This is a genomic window from Serinicoccus hydrothermalis (genome assembly GCF_001685415.1).
Classification (GTDB): Bacteria; Actinomycetota; Actinomycetes; order Actinomycetales; family Dermatophilaceae; genus Ornithinicoccus; species Ornithinicoccus hydrothermalis.
Genome location: NZ_CP014989.1, coordinates 606,627 through 630,328 on the forward strand (window position 1 = coordinate 606,627; position 23,702 = coordinate 630,328).

The following is a 23,702-nucleotide window of genomic DNA, read 5'->3' on the forward strand; positions in this document are numbered from 1 at the left end:
CAATTAGCGCGGTCCATCCATGCCGAAAGATGACTCAGGTTAGGGTTACCTTGTCGGGCGCGGAGAGGCCGCGGCCGACCACCCGACCCTGGAGGAGAAGGATCATGCACCTGCGACGATCGCGCGGTGGCCTCGTGGCCGTCGCGACCGCCGCCGCGCTCACCCTGGCCGCCTGCGGCAGCGACGAGGGCACCGACACCGCCGCGGAGGGCGAGTCCGCCGCCGACGGCGACGCCGCTGCCGCCGAGGAGACCGAGGGGTCCGCCGACGAGTCGGCCGAGGACGGCGGCGAGGAGGCCGCGTCCGGGACCGTCGAGGTGACCGACTTCCAGGGCACCGTCGAGGTGCCGGTCCCCGCCGAGCGGATCATGGTGACCGACAACCGCGTGGTGCGCGCCATGGACGAGTGGGGCGTCGAGATCGTCGCGGCCCCGCTGGACATCTTCCCCGGCGACCTGTCGTATGCCAGCGACGACGCGGTGACCAACCTGGGCAACCACGGCGAGCCGGACCTCGAGGCGATCGTCGCCGCCGACCCGGACCTGGTCCTCACCGGCTACCGCTTCCAGGACTACTACGGCGACATCCAGGACCTCGCCCCGGACGCGGCGATCGTCGACACCACGACCGACTACGAGAACGCCCCGCTCGACGAGGAGCTCATCCGGCAGCTCGAGCTCGTCGGCCAGTCCCTGCAGCACGAGGACGAGGCCCAGGCGATGATCGACGAGTTCAACGCCTCGATCGACGCCGCGACCCAGGCCTACGACAGCGAGCAGACCGTCATGGGGCTGCTCACCTCCGGCGGCGACATCTCCTACGTCGCCCCGGTGACCGGCCGCTCCATCGGCCCGGTCTTCGAGGTGCTCGGCCTCACCCCCGCCCTCGAGCAGGAGGGTGGCGACTCCGGCCACGGCGACGACATCTCCGTCGAGGCCATCGCCGAGGCGAACCCCGACTGGCTGGTCGTCATGGACCGCGACGCGGCCATCGCGGCCGAGGGCGACGAGTACTCCAGCGCGGAGGAGCTCATCGCGGAGTCCGAGGCGCTGCAGAACGTCACCGCCGTGCGGTCAGGCAACATCGTCTACCTGCCGGCCGACTTCTACCTCACCGAGGACATGCAGGCCTACACCGAGCTGTTCAACTCCATGGCGCAGGCCATGGGTTCGGCCCGCTGACCTGCCGGTGACCTCGGGCACGTCCACGAGACCGACCCCCGACCCCGCCCCTTCCCCCGGCCACGCCACGCCGGGGCGAGGGGGCGCGGGCCGGGGGTCCTCGGCGTGGACCCTGCCCCTCGCCGTCCTGCTCACCGCCGGGCTGCTCGCGGTCTCGCTGTCGGTCGGCGTCTACGACATCACCGCGGGCGAGGACGGCTGGGCGATGTTCGGCATCACCCGGGTGCCGCGCACGATCTCCCTCGTGCTCGCCGGGGCCGCCATGTCCATGTGCGGCCTCGTCATGCAGCTGCTCACCCAGAACCGCTTCGTCGAGCCCACCACCACCGGCACCACCGAGTGGGCCGGGCTGGGGCTGCTGCTCGTCCTCATCCTCGTCCCGGGCGCCAGCCTGCTGACGAGGATGACCGGGGCGGTCGTCATGGCCTTCCTCGGCACCATGGTCTTCTTCCTCTTCCTGCGCCGGGTGTCGCTGAAGTCCTCGCTCATCGTCCCCATCGTCGGGATCATGATCGGTGCCGTCGTCGGCGCCGTGTCGACCTACCTCGCCATGGCCACGGACATGCTGCAGCAGATGGGCATCTGGTTCGCCGGCAGCTTCACCTCCGTCGTGCGCGGGCGCTACGAGATGCTCTGGATCGTCCTCGTGGTGACGGTCCTCGTCTTCCTCATCGCGGACCGGCTCACCGTGGCCGGGCTGGGCAAGGACATCGCCACCAACGTCGGTCTCGACTACGACCGGATCATCCTCATGGGGGTCGCGATGGTGTCGGTGGCCACCGGCATCGTCACCGTGGTCATCGGCTCGCTGCCCTTCCTCGGCCTCATCGTCCCCAACGTCGTCTCCCTCATCCGCGGGGACAACCTGCGCAGCAACCTGCCCTGGGTCTGCCTGCTCGGCGTCTGGGTGGTGACGATCTGCGACATCATCGGGCGCACGATCATCATGCCCTTCGAGGTGCCGGTCTCGCTCATCCTCGGCGTCCTCGGCGCCTTCTTCTTCATCGCCCTGCTCGTCATCAGGCAGCGCCGTGCCTGAGACGAGGACCGCCGCCACCGACGCGCCGACGCAGGCCTCCGGGCATACCTCCGGGGAAAGGCGCACCGGACCCTTCGTGCGCGGCCGCGACCGGGTCCGGTATGCCGTGATCATGGCCGTGCTGGTGGTCCTTGCCGTGGGCTTCACCGCCGGGATCCTCGCCTACGGCAACCCGATGCCGGTGGGCAGCGACGGCTTCTGGCGGATCGCCGAGCTGCGCGTCACGAGCATCGCGGTCATCCTCGTCGTCGCCTTCTGCCACGCCTTCGCCACGGTGAGCTTCCAGACCGCGACGAGCAACCGCATCATCACCCCCTCGATCATGGGTTTCGAGACGCTCTACGTCGTCGTGCAGACCGGCGCGGTCTTCGTCTTCGGCGCCTCGGGCGTCGCGATGGTCACCGGCACGACGCAGTTCCTGCTCCAGGCCGCGCTCATGGTCGTCCTGGCCACGATCCTCTACGGCTGGCTGCTCTCGGGGCGCTTCGGCAACATCCACGTCATGCTGCTCGTCGGGGTCATCCTCGGTGGCGGCCTGGGCGCGCTGTCGACCTTCATGCAGCGGCTGCTCACCCCGAGCGAGTTCGACATCCTCACGGCCCGGCTCTTCGGCAACATCGGCAACGCCGACGCGGACTACCTGCCCTACGCCGTCCCGATCGCGCTCGCCGCCGGGGGCACGCTGTTCTGGCGGGCCCGGCGGCTCGACGTGCTCGCCCTCGGGCGGGACGCGACGACCAACCTCGGGCTGAACCACAAGCGCGAGGTCATCGTCGTGCTCTTCCTCGTCTCCCTGCTCATGGCGATGACCACCTCGCTGGTCGGGCCGATGACCTTCCTCGGCTTCCTCGTCGCCATGCTCGCCTACCAGTTCGCCGACACCTACAGCCACCGGCTGCTGCTGCCCATGGCCTTCCTCCTGGGGTATGTCGTGCTGTCCGGGGCCTACTTCGTGCTGCGGCACGTCTTCTACGCGCAGGGCATGGTCACCATCATCATCGAGCTCATCGGTGGGCTGACCTTCCTCGTCTACATCATGCGAAAGGGCCGCCTGTGATCGAGCTCGTCGACGTCGCCAAGAACTACGGCACCGAGACCCGGATCGGGCCGGTGACGACGCAGATCCCCGCCGGCGGGATCACCGCGCTCATCGGGCCCAACGGTGCCGGCAAGTCGACGGTGCTCACGATGATCGGCCGGCTGCTCGGGCTGGACGAGGGCCGGATCACCGTCGCCGGCCACGACGTGGTCCACACCCCCTCCAAGGCGATCGCGAAGATCCTGTCGATCCTGCGGCAGGAGAACCACTTCATCACCCGGCTCACCGTCCGCCAGCTCGTCGGCTTCGGGCGCTTCCCGCACAGCCACGGGCGGCTGACGCCGGAGTGCGAGCGGCACATCAGCGAGGCGATCGACTTCCTCAACCTCACCGGGCTCGAGCACCGCTACCTCGACGAGCTCTCCGGCGGGCAGCGGCAGCGGGCCTACGTCGCCATGGTGCTCGCCCAGGACACCGACTACGTGCTGCTGGACGAGCCGCTCAACAACCTCGACATGCAGCACTCGGTGCAGATGATGCGCCAGCTGCGGGCGGCGGCCGACGAGCTGGGCCGGACGATCGTCATCGTGCTGCACGACATCAACTTTGCGGCCCGCTACGCCGACCAGATCATGGCGATGAACGAGGGCCGGATCACCGAGTTCGGACCCCCCTCGCAGATCCTCACCGACGCGACCCTCACCCGGGTCTTCCACACCCCGGTCAAGGTCATCGACGGGCCCGACGGCCCGCTCGCCGTCTACTACTGACTCCGGGTATGCCCAGATGCCGCCTCAGCCGCTCCACCCGGGGCCGCGTCGCAGCCGGATGGGCCCGATCGCGGTGGAGGGGTCGACCACGCGGCCGCCCTGGGTGATCTCCACCCGGCCGGAGACCACGAGCCGCCGCGCCGCGCGGCGGGCCGGCTCCATGAGCTCGCGCCAGGCCTCGGGCTCCCCGGCACCCTCGCCGCCCTGCCCCTGGGTGCGGGCGACCTCCCGGGCGGCCTCCGACGGGCAGATCGTCGAGCGGGCGGCGCGTGCCGACAGCAGCCGGACGATCGTCGCCTCGAGCTCGCGGTCGACCGGACGCACGCCCCGCTTCCGGCAGGCGGCGGAGCAGTAGCGCACCTGCTCCCAGGAGCGCTCCCACTTCTTGCGCCACTCGATCCGGCGCCCGCAGGAGGCGCACCACTTCTCGGTGGGCGGGTCCGCGCTCATCGCAGCCCGCTGCGGGAGAAGCCCTGGACGAACCAGCGCTGGGCCAGCAGGAAGACGAGCACCATGGGCGCCACCGTGATGAGCGCGAAGGCCATCGTCGCGCCGAAGTCGGGCCCGAACTGCCCCTGCAGGAAGAGCAGCCCGACGGGCAGCGTGTAGAGCGCGTTCTCCCGCAGCGCGATGAGCGGCCAGGCGAAGTCGTTCCACGTCTGCAGCATGCTCATGAAGAAGAGCACCGCGATGAGCGGACGCGAGAGCGGCAGCACGATCCGCCAGAAGATCTGCAGGTGGGAGGCCCCGTCGATGCGGGCCGCCTCGATGAGCTCGCGCGGGATGGTGAGGATGAACTGCCGGGCGAGGAAGACCCCGAAGGCCGAGGCCGCGGTCGGCAGGATCACCGCCCAGTAGCTGCCGTAGAGCCCGAGGTCGGTGACGAGCCGGAACAGCCCGACCATGATGACCTGCACCGGCAGCATGAGCGTGGACAGCGCCACGAGCAGCAGCACCCCGGAGCCGGGGAAGCGCAGGTGGGCGAAGGCATACCCGGCCAGGAGGTTGACCAGCACGATGATGACCGAGGTCACCAGGGCGATCGCCAGCGAGTTGCCGAACCACGTGAGCACCGGGAAGGAGTCGAAGACGCGCCGGAAGTTGTCCAGCGTCGTCTGCTCCGGCCAGAGCCGGAAGCCCCCTCCGGAGAGCGAGGACCGGCTCGAGAAGGCGACGACCGCCATCCAGTAGAGCGGGAAGAGGATGACCACCGCGGCCAGCAGCACTCCTGCGAGGCGCAGTGCCGCGCCCGTGCGACGCCGTGTGGCAGGACCCTGCGGATAACTGTTCACTCCGTCTCCTCCCGCCGCCGCTCGGCGCGCCAGCGCAGGCCGGTGACGACCAGCGTGACGGCCAGGAGCACCACGCCGATGGCCGCGGCATACCCCTGGTCGCGGGTGACGAAACCGGTGTCGTAGGCGTAGGTGACGAGCACCGTGGTGGCCCGCTCCGGCCCGCCGCCGGTCATGACGAAGACGATGTCGAAGACCTGGAAGGAGTAGATGATGTTGAGGATGACGAGGAAGAACGACTGCGGCTTGAGCTGGGGCACCGTGACGTGGAGCAGCCGCTGCCAGGAGTTGGCGCCGTCGAGCCGCGCCGCCTCGTGCAGCTCGTGCGAGATCCCCTGCAGCCCGGCCAGGTAGATGAGCATGTTGAAGCCCACCCGCCACCACAGCGTCATGATGACGACGGAGGCGAACGCCGCCGGCCCGTGCGTCTGCCAGTCGATCTGGGGCAGCCCCAGGACCCGGGCGGCCTCGGTGAGGAAGCCGCTGTTCTCGTCGAAGATCAGCACCCCCATGAGCGCCGTCGCGACCCCCGAGATCGCCATGGGCAGGATGAGCACCGAGCGCAGCAGCCCTCGCGCCGGGAGCGCCGAGTTCAGCAGCAGCGCCAGGCCCAGCCCGATGGCCATCGCCGCCGGGGTGACCAGCACCGTGTAGAGCGCGGTGTTGACCGTGGCACGCCAGAAGACCGGGTCCTGCACGAGGCGCCGGTAGTTGTCCAGGCCGACGAAGGTGCCCTCGCCGAAGCCGTTGGTCTCCTGCAGGCTGATGGCCATCGCGCCGCCGAGGGGCAGCAGCACGAAGACCCCGAGCAGGAGCAGGGTCGGCGCGGCGAAGGAGTAGCCCGCCAGCGCCTCACGAGCGCGCGCCGTCACTGCGTCGCGGTCCCGATGCCCTCGGACAGCGTGGCGAGGGTGGTCTCGACGTCGGCGTCGCCGAGGAAGCTCGCCTCCAGGCCGTCCTGGAGCACCGTGATGATCGAGGACATGTCCGGCGAGGCGACCTGCCCCGAGTCCTGCGGCAGGACCGCGCTGGACTGCTCCAGGAAGACCTGCGACAGCTCGGGGCGGACGTCGAACTCGATGCCCTCCTCGACGAGGTCGGCGCGGGTCGGCAGGAGCGAGGACCCGGCGCAGAACTCGCGCATCTGCTCGGCCTCGGTGACGAACTCCAGGAAACGGGCGACCAGCTCGGGCTGCTCGGTCTGGGCGGTGGCGACGAGGGCGTTGCCGCCGAAGTCGCCGGCCGAGCGCTCGCGCCGCGGCGGGAAGGTCGCCGCCCACTCCCGCTCGTAGGTCGCCTCGGCGTCCGGCAGCAGGAAGGCCCCGGCGAAGACCATGGGCACCGTCCCCGCGAACCAGCTGTCCGCGGCATACGTCGAGGAGCTGATCGAGTTGTTGCGTGGGACCAGGCCGTCCCGGAAGAAGCTCGTCGTGAACTCGACCGCGGCGGCCCCGGCCTTTGAGTCGATCGCCGGCGTCACCAGGTCCTCCTCCAGGAAGCGGCCGTCGGCCTCGAAGAGCCAGCTCAGCCACCGGGTCACCCCGTTGCCCTGCCAGTTGTAGGCGAAGGGCGAGCGGTCCGAGGACAGCGACTCCTGCAGCCGGCGCGCGACGTCGGCGAACTCCTCCCAGGTCCAGGCCTCCTCCAGCGTCTGCGGGACGGAGTCGATCCCGGCGTCGGCGAGGGCCTGCACGTCGTAGAGGATCGCCGTGGTGTCGGTGTGGTGGGGCAGCCCGAAGGGCGAGCCGCCGCTCTGCACGGCGGCCCACGCCTGCGGGGTGAACCGGTCCGCCACGTCCGCCGACAGGTGCGGTGAGAGGTCGAGCAGCTGGTCGCGCCCGGCGTAGCTGCCGAAGGTGTAGTAGGGCACCCGGAAGACGTCCGGCGGGTTGCCGGCCTGCAGCTGGGCGTCGATGTTGGTGAACATCTGCTCGTAGGGGACGGCGTTGAGGCTCACGCTGGCCCCGTCGTTGGCGGCCTCGAAGGCGGCGATCGCGGACCGGAAGCCGGCCAGCTCGGCGTCCGTCCCCCACGTGGTGAAGGACAGCGTGCCCTCGCTGGAGGCGGACCCGGACCCGGTGGAGAAGCCCCCGCAGCCACCGAGGACGGTGGGGGTGGCTGCCGCTCCCAGGGCAGCGAGGAACGAACGTCTGGTGAGTCGCATGGATACTCCGTTTTCGAGCGCGGTCGAGGGCAGCGCCGTGCGGGGAGCGGCTCGGTCAGCGTATCCGCAGACTCGCCTCCTCGTCGGACAGAACGACCTCGAGGTGCTCGCGCTGCTGCGGGTCGAGGTCGAGCAGCTCCAGCCCGGTCCGGGTGGCGCGTGCGACCTGCTGCGCCTGGTCCGCCGTGAGCAGGCCGAGGCGGTGCGCGTGGGCGGCGGCACCGGCATACGTGTCGAAGACGTGGACGCCGCGCGCGGCCCAGTCGGCACGCGCCTGCGCGTCGAGGCCGGTGACGTCGTGGAGCAGCGTGCCGGCCACGTGGTCGTGCGGGCGGGCGGCCATCTGCGCGCCGACGTCGCCGTCGGCCTGCCCGCTGTCCCCGATGAAGACCATGCGGCACTCGGGGAAGAGCAGGTGGTCGCGCTCCATGTTCTGCAGCTTGCGCTCGGCGATGGCCGCCTTGGTGTGCAGGTTGAGCAGGGACCCGCCGAGGACCGCGTGCGGCGGGAGTCCGAGCTCGGCGAGCCCGTCGCGGGTGTACTCCTCGACCAGGCCCGCCGGGCCGCCGGGGCGGGCGGTGACGAAGGTGAGGTCACCCACCCGGCCCGGGTCCGCGGCGGCACCCTGGTCCAGCTGGGTCAGCAGCTCGACCACGCCCGGGTAGACGGTCCCTCTCGGGTAGCGGTCGTCGTGCAGGGCGCACCGGACCGTGTCGTCGATGTCGCAGAGCACCCGCAGGTCCGACGTGGGGTGGGCCGCCGCCTGCTCGGCGATGTGCTCGAGCACCTGCTCCTGGAGGTCCTCCTCGAGGTCCCGGAAGACGAGGTGCTCCAGGTCGTGGTGGTCCCTGGCGGTGTTGAGGCGGTACTTCAGGTCGTGGAACCGCCGGCCACGCAGGGCGAGCAGCACGCCGGCGATGGCCTCCTGGTGGCCGCGCGGGGTCGGGCCGGCGTGCAGGGAGGCGATCACCCGCGCGAGGGTCGGCGTCGACAGCTCCTCCCGCCGGTCCTGCAGCAGCAGGTCCAGCAGCTGCGTGCGGTGGTCCGGGCCCCAGAGGTGGTCGTCGACGTCGCCGATGACCTTGTCGAGGTCGAGGTCGGCGAGGACCGCGTCGAGCTCGCCGCGGGGCACAACACGCAGGATCTGCAGGATCTGCTCCTCCTGCGCCCGGTCGGTCCGCCAGCCCGAGCTCAGCGCGGCGATCTGCACGGCGCGAGGGTCCATGGGGTCAGCCTCCCAGGCGCGGGCTCAGGGGCGCAGCAGCACCCCCGCACGGCGGGTCGCGAAGGCCGCGAGGTCGAGGTAGGCGAGCAGCTCCTGAAACGGTGTCACGGCCGGGTCGGTCAGGGCCCTCCAGGCCGCGGCCTCGCCGGGCAGCGCGCGCACCGTGCCCCGGTCGTCGCGGATGAGGGTCACCTCGCCGAGGCGGTGCACGACCTCCGGCCCCTGCCCCCGCCGGGTGAGCTCGTCGACGTCGGTGGTCGGGACGGCGACGAGCTCACCGGCGGGCGGTGCGTCGGACAGGGATCGGGTCATGCTCTCCTCCTCGGTATGCCGGGGAAGAGTCCCGGGGCCGGCGCCAGATACGTGCCGGTCCCCTCAGGTCGTCGGCGCCGCCACCCGCAGGCCCCCGGGCCGGATCTCGACCCGTGCGGACACGCAGCCGGGCAGCACGTCGCCGTCGACCTGCACCGGCCCCGGTGCGCCCAGCCGGAGCACGGCGACCCGCCCCTGCCGGTAGCGCAGCGCCGGGTGCTCCCGGTGCGGCGCCCCCAGCCCGGTCGCCGCGACCCGCCCCCAGTCCGCGAGCCGGCGCGGCCCGACGACCGCGACGTGGAGCAGGCCGTCGTCCATCCGCGCCCCCGGCACCAGCCGCGCGCCGAGCGGCAGCCGGCCGCCGTTGACGGCCAGGACGCTCCACGCCGGCTCCTCCTGCTCGGCGGCGTCGTCGACCCGCAGGCCCACCGGCCGCCCCGGACGGCGCAGCCGGCTCAGCCCCGGGGTCACATAGGCCAGCCACCCCAGCCTCCGCTTCGCCTCGGGGATCATCGTCGCGAGCACCTCGGCGTCCTGGCCGACGCCGACCACCACGAGGAAGGGCAGGCTGGTCGATGACCCGTCCTCGTGCGAGGCCTCCACCCGGCCCAGGTCCACCCGGCGCCCCGGCCCGGCGACGGCCAGCCGGGCGGCCGCGGTCGTGCTCCGCAGCGGCAGCCCGAGGTTGCGGGCGGCGAGGTTGGCGGTGCCGCACGGCACGACCCCCAGGACCGCGCGGTCGCCGACGGCACCGGCCACCTCGCGCAGCGTCCCGTCTCCCCCGGCGACGACGACGCGGGTGCAGCCCAGCGCCAGCAGCTCCCGCGCCTGGGCGGCCCCGGGCTCGGCGACGGTGGTGGAGCGGATCTCGGGCGGGGGCATACCGGCCTCGGCGCAGGCGATGACCACCTCGCGCCGGGCGCGCTGCGCGCCGCGCGACGCGGGGTTGAGGACGAGCGCGACCGGGTCCACGGCCACGTCCGTCGGCTCAGCCGAGCCTGGCGGACAGCGAGGTCGCCACCGCGTCCGGCGTCAGGCCGATGCGGTCGAGCACCTGCTCGCGGGACCCGTGGTCGAGGAACTCCTGGGGTATGCCGTAGCCGTGCACCGGCACGTCGACCTCGGCCGCCGCGAGCGTCTGCGAGACCGCGCTGGCGATCCCGCCACCGACGATGTTGTCCTCGATGACGGCCACGCGGCCCGCGCCGCGGGCGAGGTCGACGAGGTCCGGGCTCACCGGCAGCACCCAGCGCGGGTCGACGACCATGACGCGGCGCCCCTCGGCCCGCAGCTTGTCGGCCACCTCCAGCGCGGTCCCGGCCATGGATCCCACGCCCACGAGGAGCAGCTCGAGGTCGCTCTCCGGGCCGTCCTGGTCGTCGAGGTCGCGGAGCACGTCGAGCGTGCCGACCTGGCGGACGGCCTCGATCGGGGCGCCGGCGCTGCCCTTGGGGAAGCGCACCACGCTGGGGCCGTCATCGATGTCGACCGACTCACGCAGCGCGAGCGCCACCTGCTGGCCGTCGCGCGGGGCGGCGACCCGGATCCCGGGGACGATCCCAGTCAGGGTGAGATCCCACATACCGTTGTGGCTGGCGCCGTCGGTGCCGGTGATCCCGGCGCGGTCGAGCACGAAGGTGACGCCCTGGCGGTGCAGCGCGCAGTCCATGAGCAGCTGGTCGAAGGCGCGGTTGAGGAAGGTGGCGTAGACGCAGACCACCGGGTGCATGCCGGTGAAGGACAGGCCGGAAGCCATTGCCACGGCGTGCTGCTCGGCGATGCCGACGTCGAAGACCCGCTCCGGGTAGCGCTCGGCGAAGGGCTGCAGGCCGACCGGGATGAGCATGGCGGCGGTGAGGGCCACGATGTCGTCGCGCTCCCGGCCCAGCCGCACCAGCTCGTCGCTGAACTCGTCGGTCCAGGAGCGCCCGGACACCTCCAGCGGCAGACCGGTCTCGGGGTTGATCTTGCCGACGGCGTGGAAGCGGTCGACCTCGTCGGCGGTCGCCGGGTCGTAGCCGTGGCCCTTCTCGGTGATCGCGTGGACGAGCACCACGCCGCCGAAGTCGTGGGCGCGGCGCAGCGCGGTCTCCATCGCCTCGACGTCGTGCCCGTCGACCGGGCCGAGGTACTTCAGCCCCAGGTCCTCGAACATGCCCTGCGGGCTGACGATGTCCTTGAGCCCCTTCTTCACGCCGTGCAGCGCCTCGTAGACCTGGCGCCCCACCACCGGCGTGCGGGACAGCTGCCGCTTGCCCCAGGACAGCATGTGCTCGTACTCCTGGGTGGCCCGCAGCGAGGCGAGGTACTCCGCCATGCCGCCGCGGGTGGGGGCGTACGAGCGCTCGTTGTCGTTGATGACGATGATGAGCGGCAGGTCCGGCTGGTCGGCGATGTTGTTGAGCGCCTCCCACACCATGCCGCCGGTGAGCGCTCCGTCGCCGATGACCGCGACGGTGTGCCGGTCGGTCTCGCCACGCAGCTTGCGGCCGGTGGCGATGCCGATGGCCCAGGACAGCGAGGAGCTGGCGTGCGAGTTCTCCACGACGTCGTGGTCGGACTCGGCCCGGCTCGGGTAGCCCGAGAGCCCGCCCTGCTTGCGCAGCGTGGACAGGTCGTGCCGGCCGGTCAGCAGCTTGTGGACGTAGGAGATGTGCCCGGTGTCGAAGAGCAGGGTGTCGCGGGGGGAGTCGAAGACCCGGTGCAGCGCGATGGTCAGCTCGACGACGCCGAGGTTGGGGCCGAGGTGGCCACCGGTCTGCGAGACCGAGGAGATGAGGTAGGCCCGGATCTCCTCCGCGAGGGCGCTCACCTGACCCTGCGTCAACCCTTTGAGGTCGGACGGCCCGGTGATGGTGCGCATCAGTGCCACGTGTCGTCCTCCGGCGTCGTCGGCGTCGTGTCCAGCCCCGCCAGTCTACGTGGGCGGCCCTGGGAGGACGCTGCACCCGGCGGGCCGGGCCGGGAGGGCGGGCCGCTCGCGGTGGACGTCCCCCGTCCCGCGCCCGACGCTGGTGGGATGAGTGAGCAGCAGGGTCCGAGGGTCATCGGCGTCTACAACGCCAAGGGAGGCGTCCTGGGCGAGGCGGCCTACGTGTGGGGCAAGGCCCGCGGCAGCTCGCACTGCTCGCTGTGCGACATCACCCACGCCACGGTGCGGCGCAAGAAGGAGTGGGAGCAGATGGTGGCCGGTCTCGAGCTGCGGCACCTCAACGAGCTCACGCCCACGCAGGAGGCCGCGGTCGAGGAGGCCGGCGCCCCGGTGGTCCTCGCCGAGGGCGAGGGCGGCGGGCATACCGTGCTGCTGAGCCGTGCCGACCTCGACGAGCTCGGGGGCGACGTCACGCGCTTCGAGCAGGCCCTGCGCCGGCGCCTTGCGGACCACACCGGCACCTGAGGTATGCCGGCTGCCAGCCGGTTCGTCCTCTGAGCGCCGGTTCGTCACCGGTGAGCCTGTTCGAGGGGGCTCTCACATGACGAAGAGGCTGCCAGTCGGGCTGACGCCCTACGCTGAGGCGATGCCGCCGCCGGTCCGTCTCGTCATCGGCGTCTATGCCGTGTCCACCGGGCCGGCCGCCGAGCTGGAGCACGCGGTGAACCGGCGGACCGGTGGGCCCCGCTGCCCCCTCTTCGAGATCTCCCACAGCGTCCTCGGGCAGCGGCGCGCGTGGCGCCGGATGGAGCAGCAGCTCCCCGTGCCGCTGCGGATGCTGCGGCAGGACCAGGTGCCGCGGGAGCTGGTCCCGGTCCTGCGTCGCAGCGGCCTCCCTGTCGTCCTGGGAGCCTCGGCACCGACGGCCCAGGAGCCGGAGTGCGGGTCGGGCAGTGCCCGGCCGGACGACTACCAGGTTCTCATCGGGCGCACCGAGCTGTTCGGGCTGGCCGGCGATGTCGACGCCTTCGCCGAGCTGCTCTCCTGGAGACTGACGGGGCGGTAGGGGTCAGGCGATCGGGGCGCGCAGGCGCAGCGCCTCGAGCAGCAGGCCGGCGGCCCGGTGGTTGGCGCGCAGCCGCAGACCCTCGCGGGCCAGGGACTCCAGGACGTCGCCGATGGTTCCGGGCGGCAGCGCCGGGCCGAGCTCGGGACGGACGTCGCGCCAGGCTCCGCGCATGGCCTCGAGCTGGGCCTCCAGGTGGCGGGTCGCCATCCAGGCGAGCGCGGCCGGGTGCCGGCGCCAGGCGGCATACGCCCGGTAGTCGGCCGGGCACTGGTCGAGCAGCCAGGAGACCGCGGCCTGCTCCCAGCCGGCGACCCCGGCCGGGGGGACCCGATCGGGCCATCCGGGCGGTCCGCTGCTCATGCGAACAAGTGTACGACGACCTGCCCACGCCCCGCTGCTCGCCATCCGCAGCACGCCTCCTCTATTATGAGCACGCAGATCTTCGCTATTTCGACGAACGGGACCACCATGACCAGCGCCGCCCCCGCCGCCCTGCAGCGGAGCCGTCAGCTCCACCCGCTCCACGTCCGCCGCGCCGGCGTCAGCCACGTCGAGCAGCTCGGCGGGCGGATGCGGCGCATCACGCTCGGGCTCGAGGCCGGCGCGCCGCCGATCCCCTGGGTGCCGCTGGCCGTCGGCGACCACGTCAAGGTCGCCTTCCCGCACCCGACCACCGGCGAGCTCACGCTCCCGACCGTCGTCGACGACCGGCCCAGCCTCCCCGAGGGCGCGCAGCGCCCGGTGACCCGCGACTACACCGTGCGCGGGGTCCACGACGCGGACCAGACCCAGCAGGTCACGATCGACTTCGTCGTGCACGGCACCGGCCCGGCGAGCACCTGGGCGAGCGGCGCCAGGAAGGGCGACGTCGTCGGCCTGCTCGGCCCGCGCGGGTCGATGACCGAGCCGGCCGACGCGCGGCGCTACGTCTGCCTGGCCGACGAGACCGCCCTGCCCGCCGTCGGACGCTGGCTCGAGGAGGCTCCCGCCGGCATACCCCTGGAGGTCGTGGTCCAGGTCCCGGACGCGACCTGCCTGGTGCCCCTGCCCCAGCGCGCGGACGCCCGCGTCACCTGGCTCATGGACGAGGAGGAGGGCACGCTCGCCGAGTCGCTGCGGTCCCTGCCCCCAGAGCCGGGCGACTACGTGTGGGCCGCGGGCGAGGCCGGCGCGATGGTCCAGGTGCGCCGTGCGGCCGCCGAGCTCGGCGTCGGTGGGGAAGCCCTGCAGCCCAGCGCGCTGCAGGTGGACGGCTACTGGCGGCGCGGCGTCGCCGGACGCGACCACCACGAGCCGCTGGAGAGCTGAGCCTCTTCACGACGCGCCGTCGTAGTGGCACGATGACCCCATGGCGACGCGCAGCAACGCGAAGAAGACCGAGGGGACCACGGGCGGGAGCACCGCAGGACCGGTGCCGCGGCTGAACAAGAAGGTCTACGAGGACGAGCTGCTCCGGCTCCAGGAGCAGCTCGTCGAGATGCAGACCTGGATCAAGGAGACCGGCCACCGGCTCGTCGTGGTCTTCGAGGGTCGGGACGCAGCCGGCAAGGGCGGGGCGATCAAGCGGGTCACCGAGTACCTCTCCCCCCGCGACGCCCAGATCGTGGCCCTGCCGACCCCGACCGAGCGGCAGAAGACGCAGTGGTACTTCCAGCGCTACATCGAGCACCTGCCCGCCGCCGGCGAGACCCGGCTCTTCGACCGCTCCTGGTACAACCGCGGCGGGGTCGAGCGGGTCATGGGCTACTGCACCCCGGAGGAGCACCGGCGCTGGCTGCAGCAGACCCCGATCTTCGAGCGGATGCTCATGGACGACGGGATCATGCTGCGCAAGTACTGGTTCTCCGTCTCCGACGACGAGCAGGAGCGCCGCTTCCGGTCCCGGATGGAGGACCCGATGCGCCGCTGGAAGCTCTCCCCCACCGACCTGGAGTCGCTGACCCGGTGGGAGGACTACAGCCGGGCCAAGGACGAGATGTTCGTCCACACCGACATCCCCGAGGCCCGGTGGAACGTCGTGCCGTCCGACGACAAGCGCTCGGCCCGCATCAACATGATCGCCCACCTGCTCTCCACGGTCCCCTACGAGCAGGTGGACCAGGACGAGCTGCGTATGCCGGAGCGCCCCGACTCGACCGGCTACCAGCGCACCGACCGGCGGCTGCAGCTGCCGGTCCCCGACCACGCCGCGGCGGTCGGGGAGGCGGCGGGCAAGCCGGTGGAGCGCCGCTCCCAGCAGGACCTCAGCTAGCCGCCGCGCTCAGTCGATCTGCAGCTCGCCCATCGGCTCCCAGCCGTCGCCCTCGACCTGCCGGGAGACGATCTGCGGGGTGCCGGTGAGGTGCGGGCGCATCGCCTCGATGCCCTCGGTGAAGTGCGGGCTCTCGACGTGCTTGGCCGCGCCCTCGTCGGTGAAGGCCTCGACGAGGACGTACTGCAGCGGGTCCTCCAGGCTCCGGGACCACTCGAAGGAGATGTTGCCCTCCTCGCTGCGGCAGTCGGCGGTGTAGTCCGCGACGATCTGCGGCCACTGCTCGGCCGACTCGGGCTTGACGGGGAACTTGACGACGATGAAGTACATGCGCCCGATCGTGGGGTGCCCCGCGCCGGACGTCAAGCGCGGCTGCCCCATGATGGGGGCGTGAGCACGACACCCGCCGGTGCGCGCGCCGTGGAGCGCACCTTCGCCCTGCTGGAGCTCGTCGCGGACCGGGGCGGCGCCACCGCGCGGGAGCTCGCCGACGAGCTCGGCCTGCCGCTGTCCACCGTCTACCGGCTGGCCGCGGACCTCGTGGCGAGGGACTACCTGCTCCACCTGCGCCACGAGGGCCGCTTCGAGCTCGGCTTCAAGCCGCACCGCCTGGGGCTGGCGCTGCACCGTCAGATCGGGCTGTCCGCCCAGGTGCGTCAGCGGGTCGTGGACCTGCACCGCGCGACCGGCTGCGCGGCATACCTCGCGATCCGCAGGGGCGCCACGCTGGCGCTGGTCTTCGTCGCCGACTCCCCCGAGTGCCCGCGCCTGGAGCCCATGACCTTCGGCTTCCACGAGGCGCCGCACGCGACCGCCTTCGGCAAGATCCTGCTCGCCGACCTATACGACACCGAGCGGCAGGTGGAGCTCGCCCGCCACGGGCTGCCCGCCCTCACCCCGCGCACCATCACCGACGCCGGGGTGCTCGAGGCCCACCTGGCGCGGGTCACCCGGCGCGGCGTCGCCTGGGAGTTCGAGGAGTTCCTGCCCGGCAGCAGCTGCGCCGCGGTCGCGGTCCGCCGACCGGACGGCGGGCTGCTCGGCTGCGTGGCCGTCTCCGCGGGTGCCGCGCGCTTCGACGGACCGGACCTGCGCATCGAGCACCGGCTGCGGGTGGCGGCCGGCGACGTCGCCGCGTACTTCCGTCGCGTCGACCCCGACGTTCTCACGCACTGAGAACACCCGTGGCGGGCTCCGCCGGACGCGCCTAGCGTGGGCGACACGTCGCACGACGCGGTGCGACGGGGACGAGGAGGCTCCATGGCGGACAAGGACTCGGCAACGATCAAGCGCGACACGAGCTCTGCGCTGCGCGGCGGCCCGGCCGCCCTCACCTCCCGGCAGCGGCAGGTGCTCGTCCGGCTGCTGCGGGTGGCCTACCCGCACGACAGCTTCCCCGACGGCCCCTACGAGCGCACCGCGGACGCCGTGGTCGAGGCCACCGCCGACGACCGGCGCCTCGCCGCCACCCTCGGCCCCGACCTGGACATGCTGGACACCATCTGCGGCGGCGACTTCCTCGGCGCACCGGACGAGGAGGCGACGCTCATCCTGCGCGAGTATGCCGACGAGCCCTACTTCCGGCAGATCCGCGGCGTGGCCGTCGTCGCCCTCTACGACGACCGCGAGGTGTGGGAGCTGCTCGGCTACGAGGGCCCCAGCTTCGACCAGGGCGGCTACCTGCACCGGGGCTTCGACGACCTGGACTGGCTGCCCGACCCGCGGATCACCGAGTTCGACGGCGAGCCACGGACCGAGCTGCGCACCCCCGAGGAGGACTCCCGATGACCACCCACGGCAAGACGATCCCCCAGGACGAGCCGGTCGTCGTCGTCATCGGCTCCGGCGCCGGTGGCGGCACGATCGCCCACGAGCTGGCGACGCAGGGCGTCAAGGTCGTCGTCCTCGAGGCCGGCCCCTATCTCACCGCGGACGACTACACCAACGACGAGTGGCCGGCCTTCAACCAGATGGCCTGGCTGGACATGCGGACCACGTCCGGGTCGTACCGCGTGGCGCGGGACTTCCCCAACCTGCCGGCCTGGATCGTCAAGGCGGTCGGCGGGACCACCACGCACTGGGCCGGCGCGACGCCACGCTTCATGGCGCACGAGTTCGCGGCGCGGAGCACCTACGGCGAGGTCGAGGGGGCGAACCTGCTGGACTGGCCGATCACGCTCGAGGAGATGGAGCCGTGGTACGACCGGGCCGAGAAGGCGATGGGCTCCTCGCACCGGCACGGCCGGCCGCCGATGCCGGCGAACAACAACTACAAGGTCTTCGCGAACGGCGCCGAGCGCGCCGGCTACAAGTACTACGCCACCGGTCCCTACGCCACCAACGCCGAGCCCTACGACGGCCGCCCCGCCACGGTGCAGGACGGCTTCAACTTCCAGGGCGACAAGTCCGGCGCCAAGTGGTCCACCCTCGTCCGGGAGATCCCGCGGGCCCTGGAGTCCGGCAACGCCGAGCTGCGCCCGCTGTCCCAGGCGGTCCGCATCACCCATGGCTCGGACGGACGGGTCGATGCGGTGGAGTACCTCGACTCCGACGGCAACCTGCACCGGCAGGCGGCGCGGGCGGTGTGCGTCGCCGGCAACTCCATCGAGACGCCCCGGCTGCTCCTCATGAGCGACTCCCCCTCGCACCCGGACGGCCTGGCCAACTCCTCCGACCAGGTGGGCCGCAACTACATGCGGCACCTGACCGGCTCGGCCTACGCCCGCTTCGAGCAGCCGGTGCGGATGTACCGCGGCGAGACGATGGCCGGCATCATCGCCGACGAGGCGGTCTACGACCCCTCGCGCGGCTTCGTCGGCGGCTACTACATGGAGACCCTCTCGCTCGGCCCGGCCTTTCTGGCCAGCTTCGTCGAGCCCGGCAGCTGGGGACGCGAGTTCACCCGGCTCATGGACGCCTACGCCCACACGGCGGGTATGTGGCTGGTCGGCGAGGACATGCCGCAGGAGTCCAACCGCATCACGCTGGACCCCGACGTCAAGGACCAGTGGGGCCTCCCCGCGCCGCACGTCCACTTCGACGACCACCCGAACGACATCGCGATGCGACGGCACGCCTACCGCGCCGCCGACTCGATCTACCGTGCCGCCGGCGCCCTCGGGGTGCACCACACGCCGCCCTACCCGGCGACGCACAACCTGGGCAGCTGCCGCATGGCCGCCGACCCGGCGGACGGGCCGCTCAACGGCTGGGGGCAGGCGCACGACGTGCCCAACCTCTTCGTCTCCGACGGTTCGGTGATGACCACCGGCGGCGCGGCCAACCCGACGCTGACCATCGTGGCGCTCGCGATGCGGCAGGCGGACCACCTGCGCGAGCTGCTCCGCACCGGCGAGCTCTGAGTACTGCTCTGTAGCCGCTGAGGCTGTCCTGGCCTCGAGCGTCAGCGGATCAACTGCACACAGGATCACTGTGGATTCCTTCACCGTCCGTGAACGCCGCACCCTCGACGCATAGTCGTTGCACCGGCGAATCCTTGACGATCAGCATCGTGTAGGCGCCGGCAATGTCAGGCTCGACGGCTTGCTGACGAGATGGGCCCTCCGGATCGTCACGATCATAAATGGCGACCTCGATCCGATTGCCGTGACCTTGATCGTCGTGGCGAGCGATTCGTCCCCAAGCAGCATCACACGCGGGCGAGAAAATAATTTCGACGGTGAATCCGTCTTCGTCCAGTGCGCCAACGATCCGAGCGTCATCTACACAGCGGGTATCAGCTGGGTCATCCCCGGTCTGCACTGGGTTCTCAGAGGTTTCAACCGTGTCAGACGCCGTGGCGGCAATCGTCTGGATCGCTTCCCCGCCTGGCCCTTCCTGCAGCCAGAAGATCCACCAGATAGTCGAGGTCACAACGGCTCCCGCGGCCGCGCCACTAGTCAACCACCTCGCCCTCGAACGAGAGGACGGTTGTTTCGTGACTGAGAGCTCGTCCTCCGGCGTCGCCCGCCCGCGACCTGCTGCACGGGATAGCTGAACAGCAAGATCCGAGCGCCGCTGCTCCCACCGCTGAGCCGATCCGCTGTCGAGTTCTTCCACGAGTGAGGACAGGACCGTCTCGGACGGAAGCCTGTCAGTGCGCCGCATCGCATCGTTGAGGCTTGTGCGACTGAGGTGTGTCTTCGCAGCGAGTGACGAGAACGACGGTCTACCGGCCCGGATCCACAATTCACGGAGGTCGTCCGTGAATGCCTCCACCGAATCGTCACCGTCGTGCATGAGAACCCTCCACCAGGAAAGCCGGCCAGTCGATGGGCGAACCGTACCGCGGAGTAGTCGTCCGGGCTCCCTCGATCGCACAAATCCCTCGGGTCACGGCTGATGGCCGGTCCGGGCCCGCCGCGCCACGGCGGACCCGGACCTAGCGATCACCTGGCGTTCCAGGAACTGAGCGATGCACCTAGCGGGTAGGAAGTTCCCCGCTCCTGAGTCTTCAGAATGGTGAGACTCTTCTGGGTGCTGCAGTACACGACATTCATGTGGAGGTGAGGGGCGTAGTACCCCTGCTGACCGTTCCCGGAGCCTCCCGACTTGCCGATGACCTGTCCTCTGATGACCTTCTGCCCGTCGTTGATGTAGGAGGCAGACTGGTGGGCCAGCTGGTAGCAGGTGTTGGACGTTCCCGGCTTCTTGATGAGCGTGACAATCCCGCCCGGGCCGGACCAGCCCTCGAAGTACACCTTGCCGGTGATGGGCGCGCGCAGCGTCGTTCCATTGGGCAGGCCCACATCGACGGCGTGCCGGTTGTAGCTGTCACCGTGCGAGTACCCCGATCCAGGACTCTGCGTGACGGGATACGCCTGCCCTTCCGTCCAAGGCAGGTTGGCATCACAGCGCGGTACAACAGGGTCGTTGCTCCCTGTGTCGAGGTCGATATCGGCCACCCAGACTCCACCATCGCCGATCGTCTGATACCAGAGATCCGACTTGCCCACCCAGGGCGAGTAGTAGCCCGACACCAACTGGCCCCGTTCGTAGCACCTCAACTTCAGACTCTTCCCACGCTGGAAGGTGCGGTGCTGGTACGAGTTCAGAGTTGGGCCGGCCATCCCTTGCGTGGAGGAAGCCTTGACGGTGACCGTCGGCGCGGCCTGCGCCGGAATCGGTTGAAGGACCACAGCCAGGCCCAACGCGATCATCACACTGAGAACCCTCATGAACTGTGCCATCCAGGTTCGCCTTGTTCGTTCCATGGTCGCCATTCCCTTCTCCGGCGAACTGTGGTCGCTCACCGGGATCACATCGGCGAGAGTGCCGATAGCCACATCGTGCGATCATGGAGAAGCCCCTGACCAGGGAAAACGTCGCCACGGATGTCAATGGACAGCGCGCGGACGAAGGCGGACGCACCTGCTGCTGCCGTGGACGGCGACCAAGGTCGTCTCACCCGTTGGACCGCGGTCCATCCGGTCGATGCATATCGGGCAGTGACGACAGCGGCGCCCCGCCGGCCGGACGGCTGGCGGGGCGCCGAGGTGCGGTATGCCGGGGCTCGCCTCAGGCGGACACCAGCGAGCGCAGGACGTACTGCAGGATGCCGTCGTTGCGGTAGTAGTCGGCCTCTCCCGGGGTGTCGATGCGGACCACCGCGTCGAACTCGACGGTCTCGCCGCCGTCCTTGGTCGCGACGACCTTGACCGACTTCGGCGTGGAGCCCTCGTTGATGGCGGTCACGCCCGAGATGTCGAAGGTCTCGGTGCCGTCCAGGCCCAGGCTCTCCGCGCTCTCGCCCTCGGGGAACTGCAGGGGCAGCACGCCCATCCCGATGAGGTTCGAGCGGTGGATCCGCTCGTAGGACTGCGCGATGACCGCCTTGACGCCCAGCAGCCGGGTGCCCTTGGCCGCCCAGTCGCGGGAGGACCCGGAGCCGTACTCCTTGCCCGCCAGGACCACGAGCGGGGTGCCGGCCTCGGCATACGCCTGGGCCGCGTCGTAGATCGAGGTCTGCTCGCCGTCGTTCGTGAAGTCGCGGGTGAAGCCGCCCTCGACGCCGTCGAGCAGCTGGTTGCGCAGCCGGATGTTGGCGAAGGTGCCGCGGATCATGACCTCGTGGTTGCCGCGGCGCGAGCCGTAGGAGTTGAAGTCCTTGCGGTCGATGCCGTGCTCGGAGAGGTACTTGCCCGCCGGGCTGTCCGCCTTGATCGAGCCCGCCGGGCTGATGTGGTCGGTGGTCACCGAGTCGCCCAGCAGCGCCAGGACGCGGGCCCCGGAGATGTCCTCGACCTGCTCCGGCTCGGCGCCCATGCCCTCGAAGTACGGGGGCTTGCGCACGTAGGTCGACTCGCCGGCCCACTCGAAGGTGTTGCCGTCCGGGGTGTCCAGGCTCTGCCAGCGCTCGTCGCCGGCGAAGACGTCGCTGTAGTCCTCGGTGAACATGTCGCGGCTGATCGAGGAGGCGATGGTCGACTCGACGTCCTCCGGCGCGGGCCAGATGTCCTGGAGGAAGACGTCGTTGCCGTCCTTGTCCTGCCCGAGGGGCTCGGACTCGAAGTCGAAGTCCATCGTCCCGGCCAGGGCGTAGGCGATGACCAGCGGCGGGGACGCGAGGTAGTTCATCTTCACGTCCGGGTTGATCCGGCCCTCGAAGTTGCGGTTGCCCGAGAGCACCGAGGTGACCGCGAGGTCGTTGTCGTTGATGGCCTGGCTGATCTCCTCGACCAGCGGCCCGGAGTTGCCGATGCACGTCGTGCAGCCGTAGCCGACGAGGTGGAAGCCGAGCTCCTCCAGGAAGGGCCACATGCCGGCCTTGTCGAAGTAGCCGGTGACCACCTTGGAACCGGGCGCCATCGACGTCTTGACCCAGGGGGCGACGGTGAGGCCCTTCTCCACGGCGTTCTTGGCCAGCATGGCGGCCGCCATCATCACCGACGGGTTGGAGGTGTTGGTGCACGAGGTGATCGAGGCGATCGCGACGATGCCGTGGTCGATCTCGAAGGTCTCGTCGTCCATGGTGACCTGCACCGGCTTGGACGCACGGCGTGCGTCGCCGTCCTTGGCGCGGCCCGTGCGCATCGGGCGCTCCTGCTCGTGCGACGCGTCGCTGGCGTCGTGCGAGGGGGCGTCCGAGGCCGGGAAGGTGTCCTCCAGCTCCTGGTCCACCCCGGACAGCTCGGTGTCGTCACCGTTGTCCGCGTAGTTGTCCAGGTCGGCGCAGAACTGCTCCTTGGCCTTGGCCAGCTCGATGCGGTCCTGCGGGCGCTTGGGGCCGGCGATCGAGGGCACGACCGTCGACAGGTCGAGCTCGAGGTACTCGCTGTAGCGCGCCTCCTTGTCCGGGTCGGCCCACATGCCCTGCTCCTTGGCGTAGGCCTCGACGAGAGCGACCTGCTCGTCCGAGCGACCGGTGAGCCGCAGGTAGTCCAGGGTGACGTCGTCGATGGGGAAGATCGCGCAGGTGGAGCCGAACTCCGGGCTCATGTTGCCGATCGTGGCCCGGTTGGCCAGCGGCACCTGGGTGACGCCCTCGCCGTAGAACTCGACGAACTTGCCGACGACCCCCTGCTCGCGCAGCATCTCGGTGATGGTGAGCACCACGTCGGTCGCGGTCGCGCCCGGGGGCACCGCGCCGGTGAGCTTGAAGCCGAGGACCCGCGGGATGAGCATGGAGACGGGCTGGCCGAGCATCGCGGCCTCGGCCTCGATGCCGCCGACGCCCCAGCCGAGCACGCCGAGGCCGTTGACCATCGTCGTGTGGCTGTCGGTGCCCACGCAGGTGTCGGGGTATGCCTGCACCGCGCCGTCGGTGCCGGACTCCCGGGTCATGACGGTGCGGGCCAGGTGCTCGATGTTGACCTGGTGGACGATGCCGGTGCCCGGGGGCACGACCTTGAAGTCCTCGAAGGCGGTCTGGCCCCAGCGCAGGAACTGGTAGCGCTCCTCGTTGCGCTCGTACTCGATCTCGACGTTGCGCTCGAAGGCGTCGGGACGACCGAAGACGTCGATGATGACCGAGTGGTCGATGACCAGCTCGGCGGGGGCCAGCGGGTTGATCTTGGTGGGGTCGCCGCCGAGGTCGCCCATGGCCTCGCGCATGGTGGCGAGGTCGACGATGCAGGGTACCCCGGTGAAGTCCTGCATGATGACGCGGGCGGGGGTGAACTGGATCTCGGTGTCCGGCTCGGCGTCGGCCTTCCAGCCGGCGAGCGCGTTGATGTGGTCGGCGGTGATGTTGGCGCCGTCCTCGGTGCGCAGGAGGTTCTCCAGCAGCACCTTGAGCGAGTAGGGCAGGGTGTCGGCGCCCTCGAGCCCACCGATCCGGAAGATCTCGTAGCTGGCGTCCCCCACCTCCAGCGTGCCCTGGGCATCGAAGCTGTTCGGATTGGTGCTCAACGTAGGTCGCTCCTTCGCTCACCGGCAATTTATCTTGACATCAAGATATCTCATCCAGGGTGCCCGCCGCAACGCGGCGCGCCCGCTTGCCGTCCATCCTGCCGCACCGCCCGCCCCGGCGTCAGGTGAGGCTTGCCTG

The 23,702-nt window shown here is 70.9% G+C and carries 24 protein-coding genes; 11 read left to right on the forward strand and 13 right to left on the reverse strand.

Annotation, left to right across the window (positions count from 1 at the left end; all coding sequences use genetic code 11):
* Positions 1 to 104: 104 nt before the first annotated feature.
* The 4 genes from SGUI_RS02855 to SGUI_RS02870 are packed head-to-tail and all read left to right on the forward strand — an operon-like array spanning position 105 to position 4,029.
* Entirely contained in the window at positions 105 to 1,181 is a 1,077-nt protein-coding gene (locus SGUI_RS02855; protein ID WP_066635996.1) for a siderophore ABC transporter substrate-binding protein, read from the forward strand.
* Between the two features lie 7 nt (positions 1,182 to 1,188).
* A complete protein-coding gene (locus SGUI_RS02860; RefSeq protein ID WP_083190450.1) occupies positions 1,189 to 2,220 on the forward strand; it encodes an ABC transporter permease in 1,032 nt (343 codons plus the stop codon).
* Positions 2,213 to 3,277, forward strand: coding sequence for an iron chelate uptake ABC transporter family permease subunit (locus SGUI_RS02865; RefSeq protein WP_418314008.1), 1,065 nt, complete (start codon positions 2,213 to 2,215; stop codon positions 3,275 to 3,277). The genes SGUI_RS02860 and SGUI_RS02865 overlap by 8 nt, the downstream gene beginning before the upstream one ends.
* Positions 3,274 to 4,029: an iron ABC transporter ATP-binding protein gene (locus tag SGUI_RS02870; protein WP_066636007.1), complete on the forward strand. Its 756-nt coding sequence runs from the start codon at positions 3,274 to 3,276 to the stop codon at positions 4,027 to 4,029. The genes SGUI_RS02865 and SGUI_RS02870 overlap by 4 nt, the downstream gene beginning before the upstream one ends.
* 24 nt (positions 4,030 to 4,053) lie before the next feature.
* Here the strand turns inward: SGUI_RS02870 and SGUI_RS02875 are convergent, their stop codons facing one another.
* From SGUI_RS02875 to dxs, 8 genes are all read right to left on the reverse strand, one after another.
* Positions 4,054 to 4,479: a DUF3253 domain-containing protein gene (locus SGUI_RS02875; RefSeq protein WP_066636009.1), complete on the reverse strand. Its 426-nt coding sequence runs from the start codon at positions 4,477 to 4,479 to the stop codon at positions 4,054 to 4,056.
* Positions 4,476 to 5,255 (reverse strand): carbohydrate ABC transporter permease, encoded by a 780-nt coding sequence (locus SGUI_RS02880; RefSeq protein ID WP_237141437.1) that lies wholly within the window; start codon positions 5,253 to 5,255, stop codon positions 4,476 to 4,478. Before SGUI_RS02880 ends, SGUI_RS02875 begins: the two co-directional genes overlap by 4 nt.
* A 62-nt stretch (positions 5,256 to 5,317) precedes the next feature.
* Positions 5,318 to 6,193 carry a carbohydrate ABC transporter permease gene (locus tag SGUI_RS02885; protein WP_066636011.1) on the reverse strand — a complete coding sequence of 292 codons (876 nt, stop codon included), beginning with the start codon at positions 6,191 to 6,193 and terminating at the stop codon, positions 5,318 to 5,320.
* Positions 6,190 to 7,485 carry an ABC transporter substrate-binding protein gene (locus SGUI_RS02890; protein WP_066636015.1) on the reverse strand — a complete coding sequence of 432 codons (1,296 nt, stop codon included), beginning with the start codon at positions 7,483 to 7,485 and terminating at the stop codon, positions 6,190 to 6,192. Before SGUI_RS02890 ends, SGUI_RS02885 begins: the two co-directional genes overlap by 4 nt.
* Positions 7,486 to 7,540: 55 nt before the next feature.
* Positions 7,541 to 8,710: a phosphatase domain-containing protein gene (locus SGUI_RS02895; RefSeq protein ID WP_157621702.1), complete on the reverse strand. Its 1,170-nt coding sequence runs from the start codon at positions 8,708 to 8,710 to the stop codon at positions 7,541 to 7,543.
* A gap of 24 nt (positions 8,711 to 8,734) precedes the next feature.
* Positions 8,735 to 9,022, reverse strand: a complete 288-nt coding sequence (locus tag SGUI_RS02900; RefSeq protein WP_066636024.1) for a hypothetical protein — start codon at positions 9,020 to 9,022, stop codon at positions 8,735 to 8,737.
* Between the two features lie 63 nt (positions 9,023 to 9,085).
* Complete coding sequence (locus SGUI_RS02905) at positions 9,086 to 10,000, reverse strand: diacylglycerol/lipid kinase family protein (protein ID WP_083190452.1); 915 nt, start codon at positions 9,998 to 10,000, stop codon at positions 9,086 to 9,088.
* 10 nt (positions 10,001 to 10,010) lie between these two features.
* On the reverse strand, positions 10,011 to 11,894 hold the full coding sequence (gene dxs / locus SGUI_RS02910) for a 1-deoxy-D-xylulose-5-phosphate synthase (protein ID WP_066636028.1): 1,884 nt from the start codon (positions 11,892 to 11,894) through the stop codon (positions 10,011 to 10,013).
* Between the two features lie 147 nt (positions 11,895 to 12,041).
* On the opposite strand from dxs, the gene SGUI_RS02915 reads away from it, so the two are divergent.
* Together SGUI_RS02915 and SGUI_RS02920 are read left to right on the forward strand one after the other, a co-directional pair.
* Positions 12,042 to 12,419 carry a hypothetical protein gene (locus SGUI_RS02915; protein WP_066636036.1) on the forward strand — a complete coding sequence of 126 codons (378 nt, stop codon included), beginning with the start codon at positions 12,042 to 12,044 and terminating at the stop codon, positions 12,417 to 12,419.
* 121 nt (positions 12,420 to 12,540) lie between these two features.
* Entirely contained in the window at positions 12,541 to 12,960 is a 420-nt protein-coding gene (locus tag SGUI_RS02920; RefSeq protein WP_066636038.1) for a hypothetical protein, read from the forward strand.
* Positions 12,961 to 12,963: 3 nt separating this feature from the next.
* Here the strand turns inward: SGUI_RS02920 and SGUI_RS02925 are convergent, their stop codons facing one another.
* Positions 12,964 to 13,323, reverse strand: a complete 360-nt coding sequence (locus SGUI_RS02925; RefSeq protein WP_066636040.1) for a hypothetical protein — start codon at positions 13,321 to 13,323, stop codon at positions 12,964 to 12,966.
* Positions 13,324 to 13,431: 108 nt separating this feature from the next.
* Here SGUI_RS02925 and SGUI_RS02930 point away from each other — a divergent pair, with 108 nt between their 5' ends.
* Together SGUI_RS02930 and ppk2 are read left to right on the forward strand one after the other, a co-directional pair.
* Positions 13,432 to 14,271: a siderophore-interacting protein gene (locus SGUI_RS02930; RefSeq protein ID WP_066636041.1), complete on the forward strand. Its 840-nt coding sequence runs from the start codon at positions 13,432 to 13,434 to the stop codon at positions 14,269 to 14,271.
* 40 nt (positions 14,272 to 14,311) lie between these two features.
* Positions 14,312 to 15,214, forward strand: a complete 903-nt coding sequence (gene ppk2, locus SGUI_RS02935; RefSeq protein ID WP_083190454.1) for a polyphosphate kinase 2 — start codon at positions 14,312 to 14,314, stop codon at positions 15,212 to 15,214.
* A gap of 9 nt (positions 15,215 to 15,223) precedes the next feature.
* Here the strand turns inward: ppk2 and SGUI_RS02940 are convergent, their stop codons facing one another.
* Positions 15,224 to 15,544, reverse strand: a complete 321-nt coding sequence (locus tag SGUI_RS02940; protein ID WP_066636043.1) for a putative quinol monooxygenase — start codon at positions 15,542 to 15,544, stop codon at positions 15,224 to 15,226.
* 60 nt (positions 15,545 to 15,604) lie between these two features.
* Here SGUI_RS02940 and SGUI_RS02945 point away from each other — a divergent pair, with 60 nt between their 5' ends.
* From SGUI_RS02945 to SGUI_RS02955, 3 genes are all read left to right on the forward strand, one after another.
* A complete protein-coding gene (locus SGUI_RS02945) occupies positions 15,605 to 16,390 on the forward strand; it encodes an IclR family transcriptional regulator (RefSeq protein WP_066636045.1) in 786 nt (261 codons plus the stop codon).
* Positions 16,391 to 16,474: 84 nt separating this feature from the next.
* Complete coding sequence (locus tag SGUI_RS02950; RefSeq protein ID WP_237141438.1) at positions 16,475 to 17,002, forward strand: hypothetical protein; 528 nt, start codon at positions 16,475 to 16,477, stop codon at positions 17,000 to 17,002.
* Positions 16,999 to 18,576, forward strand: coding sequence for a GMC family oxidoreductase (locus SGUI_RS02955; protein WP_066636047.1), 1,578 nt, complete (start codon positions 16,999 to 17,001; stop codon positions 18,574 to 18,576). The genes SGUI_RS02950 and SGUI_RS02955 overlap by 4 nt, the downstream gene beginning before the upstream one ends.
* Positions 18,577 to 18,625: 49 nt before the next feature.
* On the opposite strand, the gene SGUI_RS17605 is transcribed toward SGUI_RS02955, so the two are convergent.
* The 3 genes from SGUI_RS17605 to SGUI_RS02965 form a co-directional block, all read right to left on the reverse strand.
* Positions 18,626 to 19,087, reverse strand: coding sequence for a DUF2690 domain-containing protein (locus SGUI_RS17605; protein ID WP_191090937.1), 462 nt, complete (start codon positions 19,085 to 19,087; stop codon positions 18,626 to 18,628).
* Between the two features lie 515 nt (positions 19,088 to 19,602).
* A complete protein-coding gene (locus SGUI_RS02960; RefSeq protein ID WP_066636050.1) occupies positions 19,603 to 20,499 on the reverse strand; it encodes a peptidoglycan DD-metalloendopeptidase family protein in 897 nt (298 codons plus the stop codon).
* Positions 20,500 to 20,731: 232 nt separating this feature from the next.
* Positions 20,732 to 23,563: an aconitate hydratase gene (locus tag SGUI_RS02965; protein WP_066636053.1), complete on the reverse strand. Its 2,832-nt coding sequence runs from the start codon at positions 23,561 to 23,563 to the stop codon at positions 20,732 to 20,734.
* Positions 23,564 to 23,702: the final 139 nt, after the last annotated feature.

Coding starts and splice junctions, on each gene's coding strand:
- SGUI_RS02900 (WP_066636024.1), bottom strand. CDS start 9,022: ATGACCCGATCCCTGTCCGACGCACCGCCCGCCGGTGAGCTCGTCGCC.
- SGUI_RS02895 (WP_157621702.1), bottom strand. CDS start 8,710: ATGGACCCTCGCGCCGTGCAGATCGCCGCGCTGAGCTCGGGCTGGCGG.
- SGUI_RS02855 (WP_066635996.1), top strand. CDS start 105: ATGCACCTGCGACGATCGCGCGGTGGCCTCGTGGCCGTCGCGACCGCC.
- SGUI_RS02955 (WP_066636047.1), top strand. CDS start 16,999: ATGACCACCCACGGCAAGACGATCCCCCAGGACGAGCCGGTCGTCGTC.
- ppk2 (WP_083190454.1), top strand. CDS start 14,312: ATGGCGACGCGCAGCAACGCGAAGAAGACCGAGGGGACCACGGGCGGG.
- SGUI_RS02890 (WP_066636015.1), bottom strand. CDS start 7,485: ATGCGACTCACCAGACGTTCGTTCCTCGCTGCCCTGGGAGCGGCAGCC.
- SGUI_RS02920 (WP_066636038.1), top strand. CDS start 12,541: ATGCCGCCGCCGGTCCGTCTCGTCATCGGCGTCTATGCCGTGTCCACC.
- SGUI_RS02875 (WP_066636009.1), bottom strand. CDS start 4,479: ATGAGCGCGGACCCGCCCACCGAGAAGTGGTGCGCCTCCTGCGGGCGC.
- SGUI_RS02940 (WP_066636043.1), bottom strand. CDS start 15,544: ATGTACTTCATCGTCGTCAAGTTCCCCGTCAAGCCCGAGTCGGCCGAG.
- SGUI_RS02925 (WP_066636040.1), bottom strand. CDS start 13,323: ATGAGCAGCGGACCGCCCGGATGGCCCGATCGGGTCCCCCCGGCCGGG.
- SGUI_RS02950 (WP_237141438.1), top strand. CDS start 16,475: ATGGCGGACAAGGACTCGGCAACGATCAAGCGCGACACGAGCTCTGCG.
- SGUI_RS02930 (WP_066636041.1), top strand. CDS start 13,432: ATGACCAGCGCCGCCCCCGCCGCCCTGCAGCGGAGCCGTCAGCTCCAC.
- SGUI_RS02915 (WP_066636036.1), top strand. CDS start 12,042: ATGAGTGAGCAGCAGGGTCCGAGGGTCATCGGCGTCTACAACGCCAAG.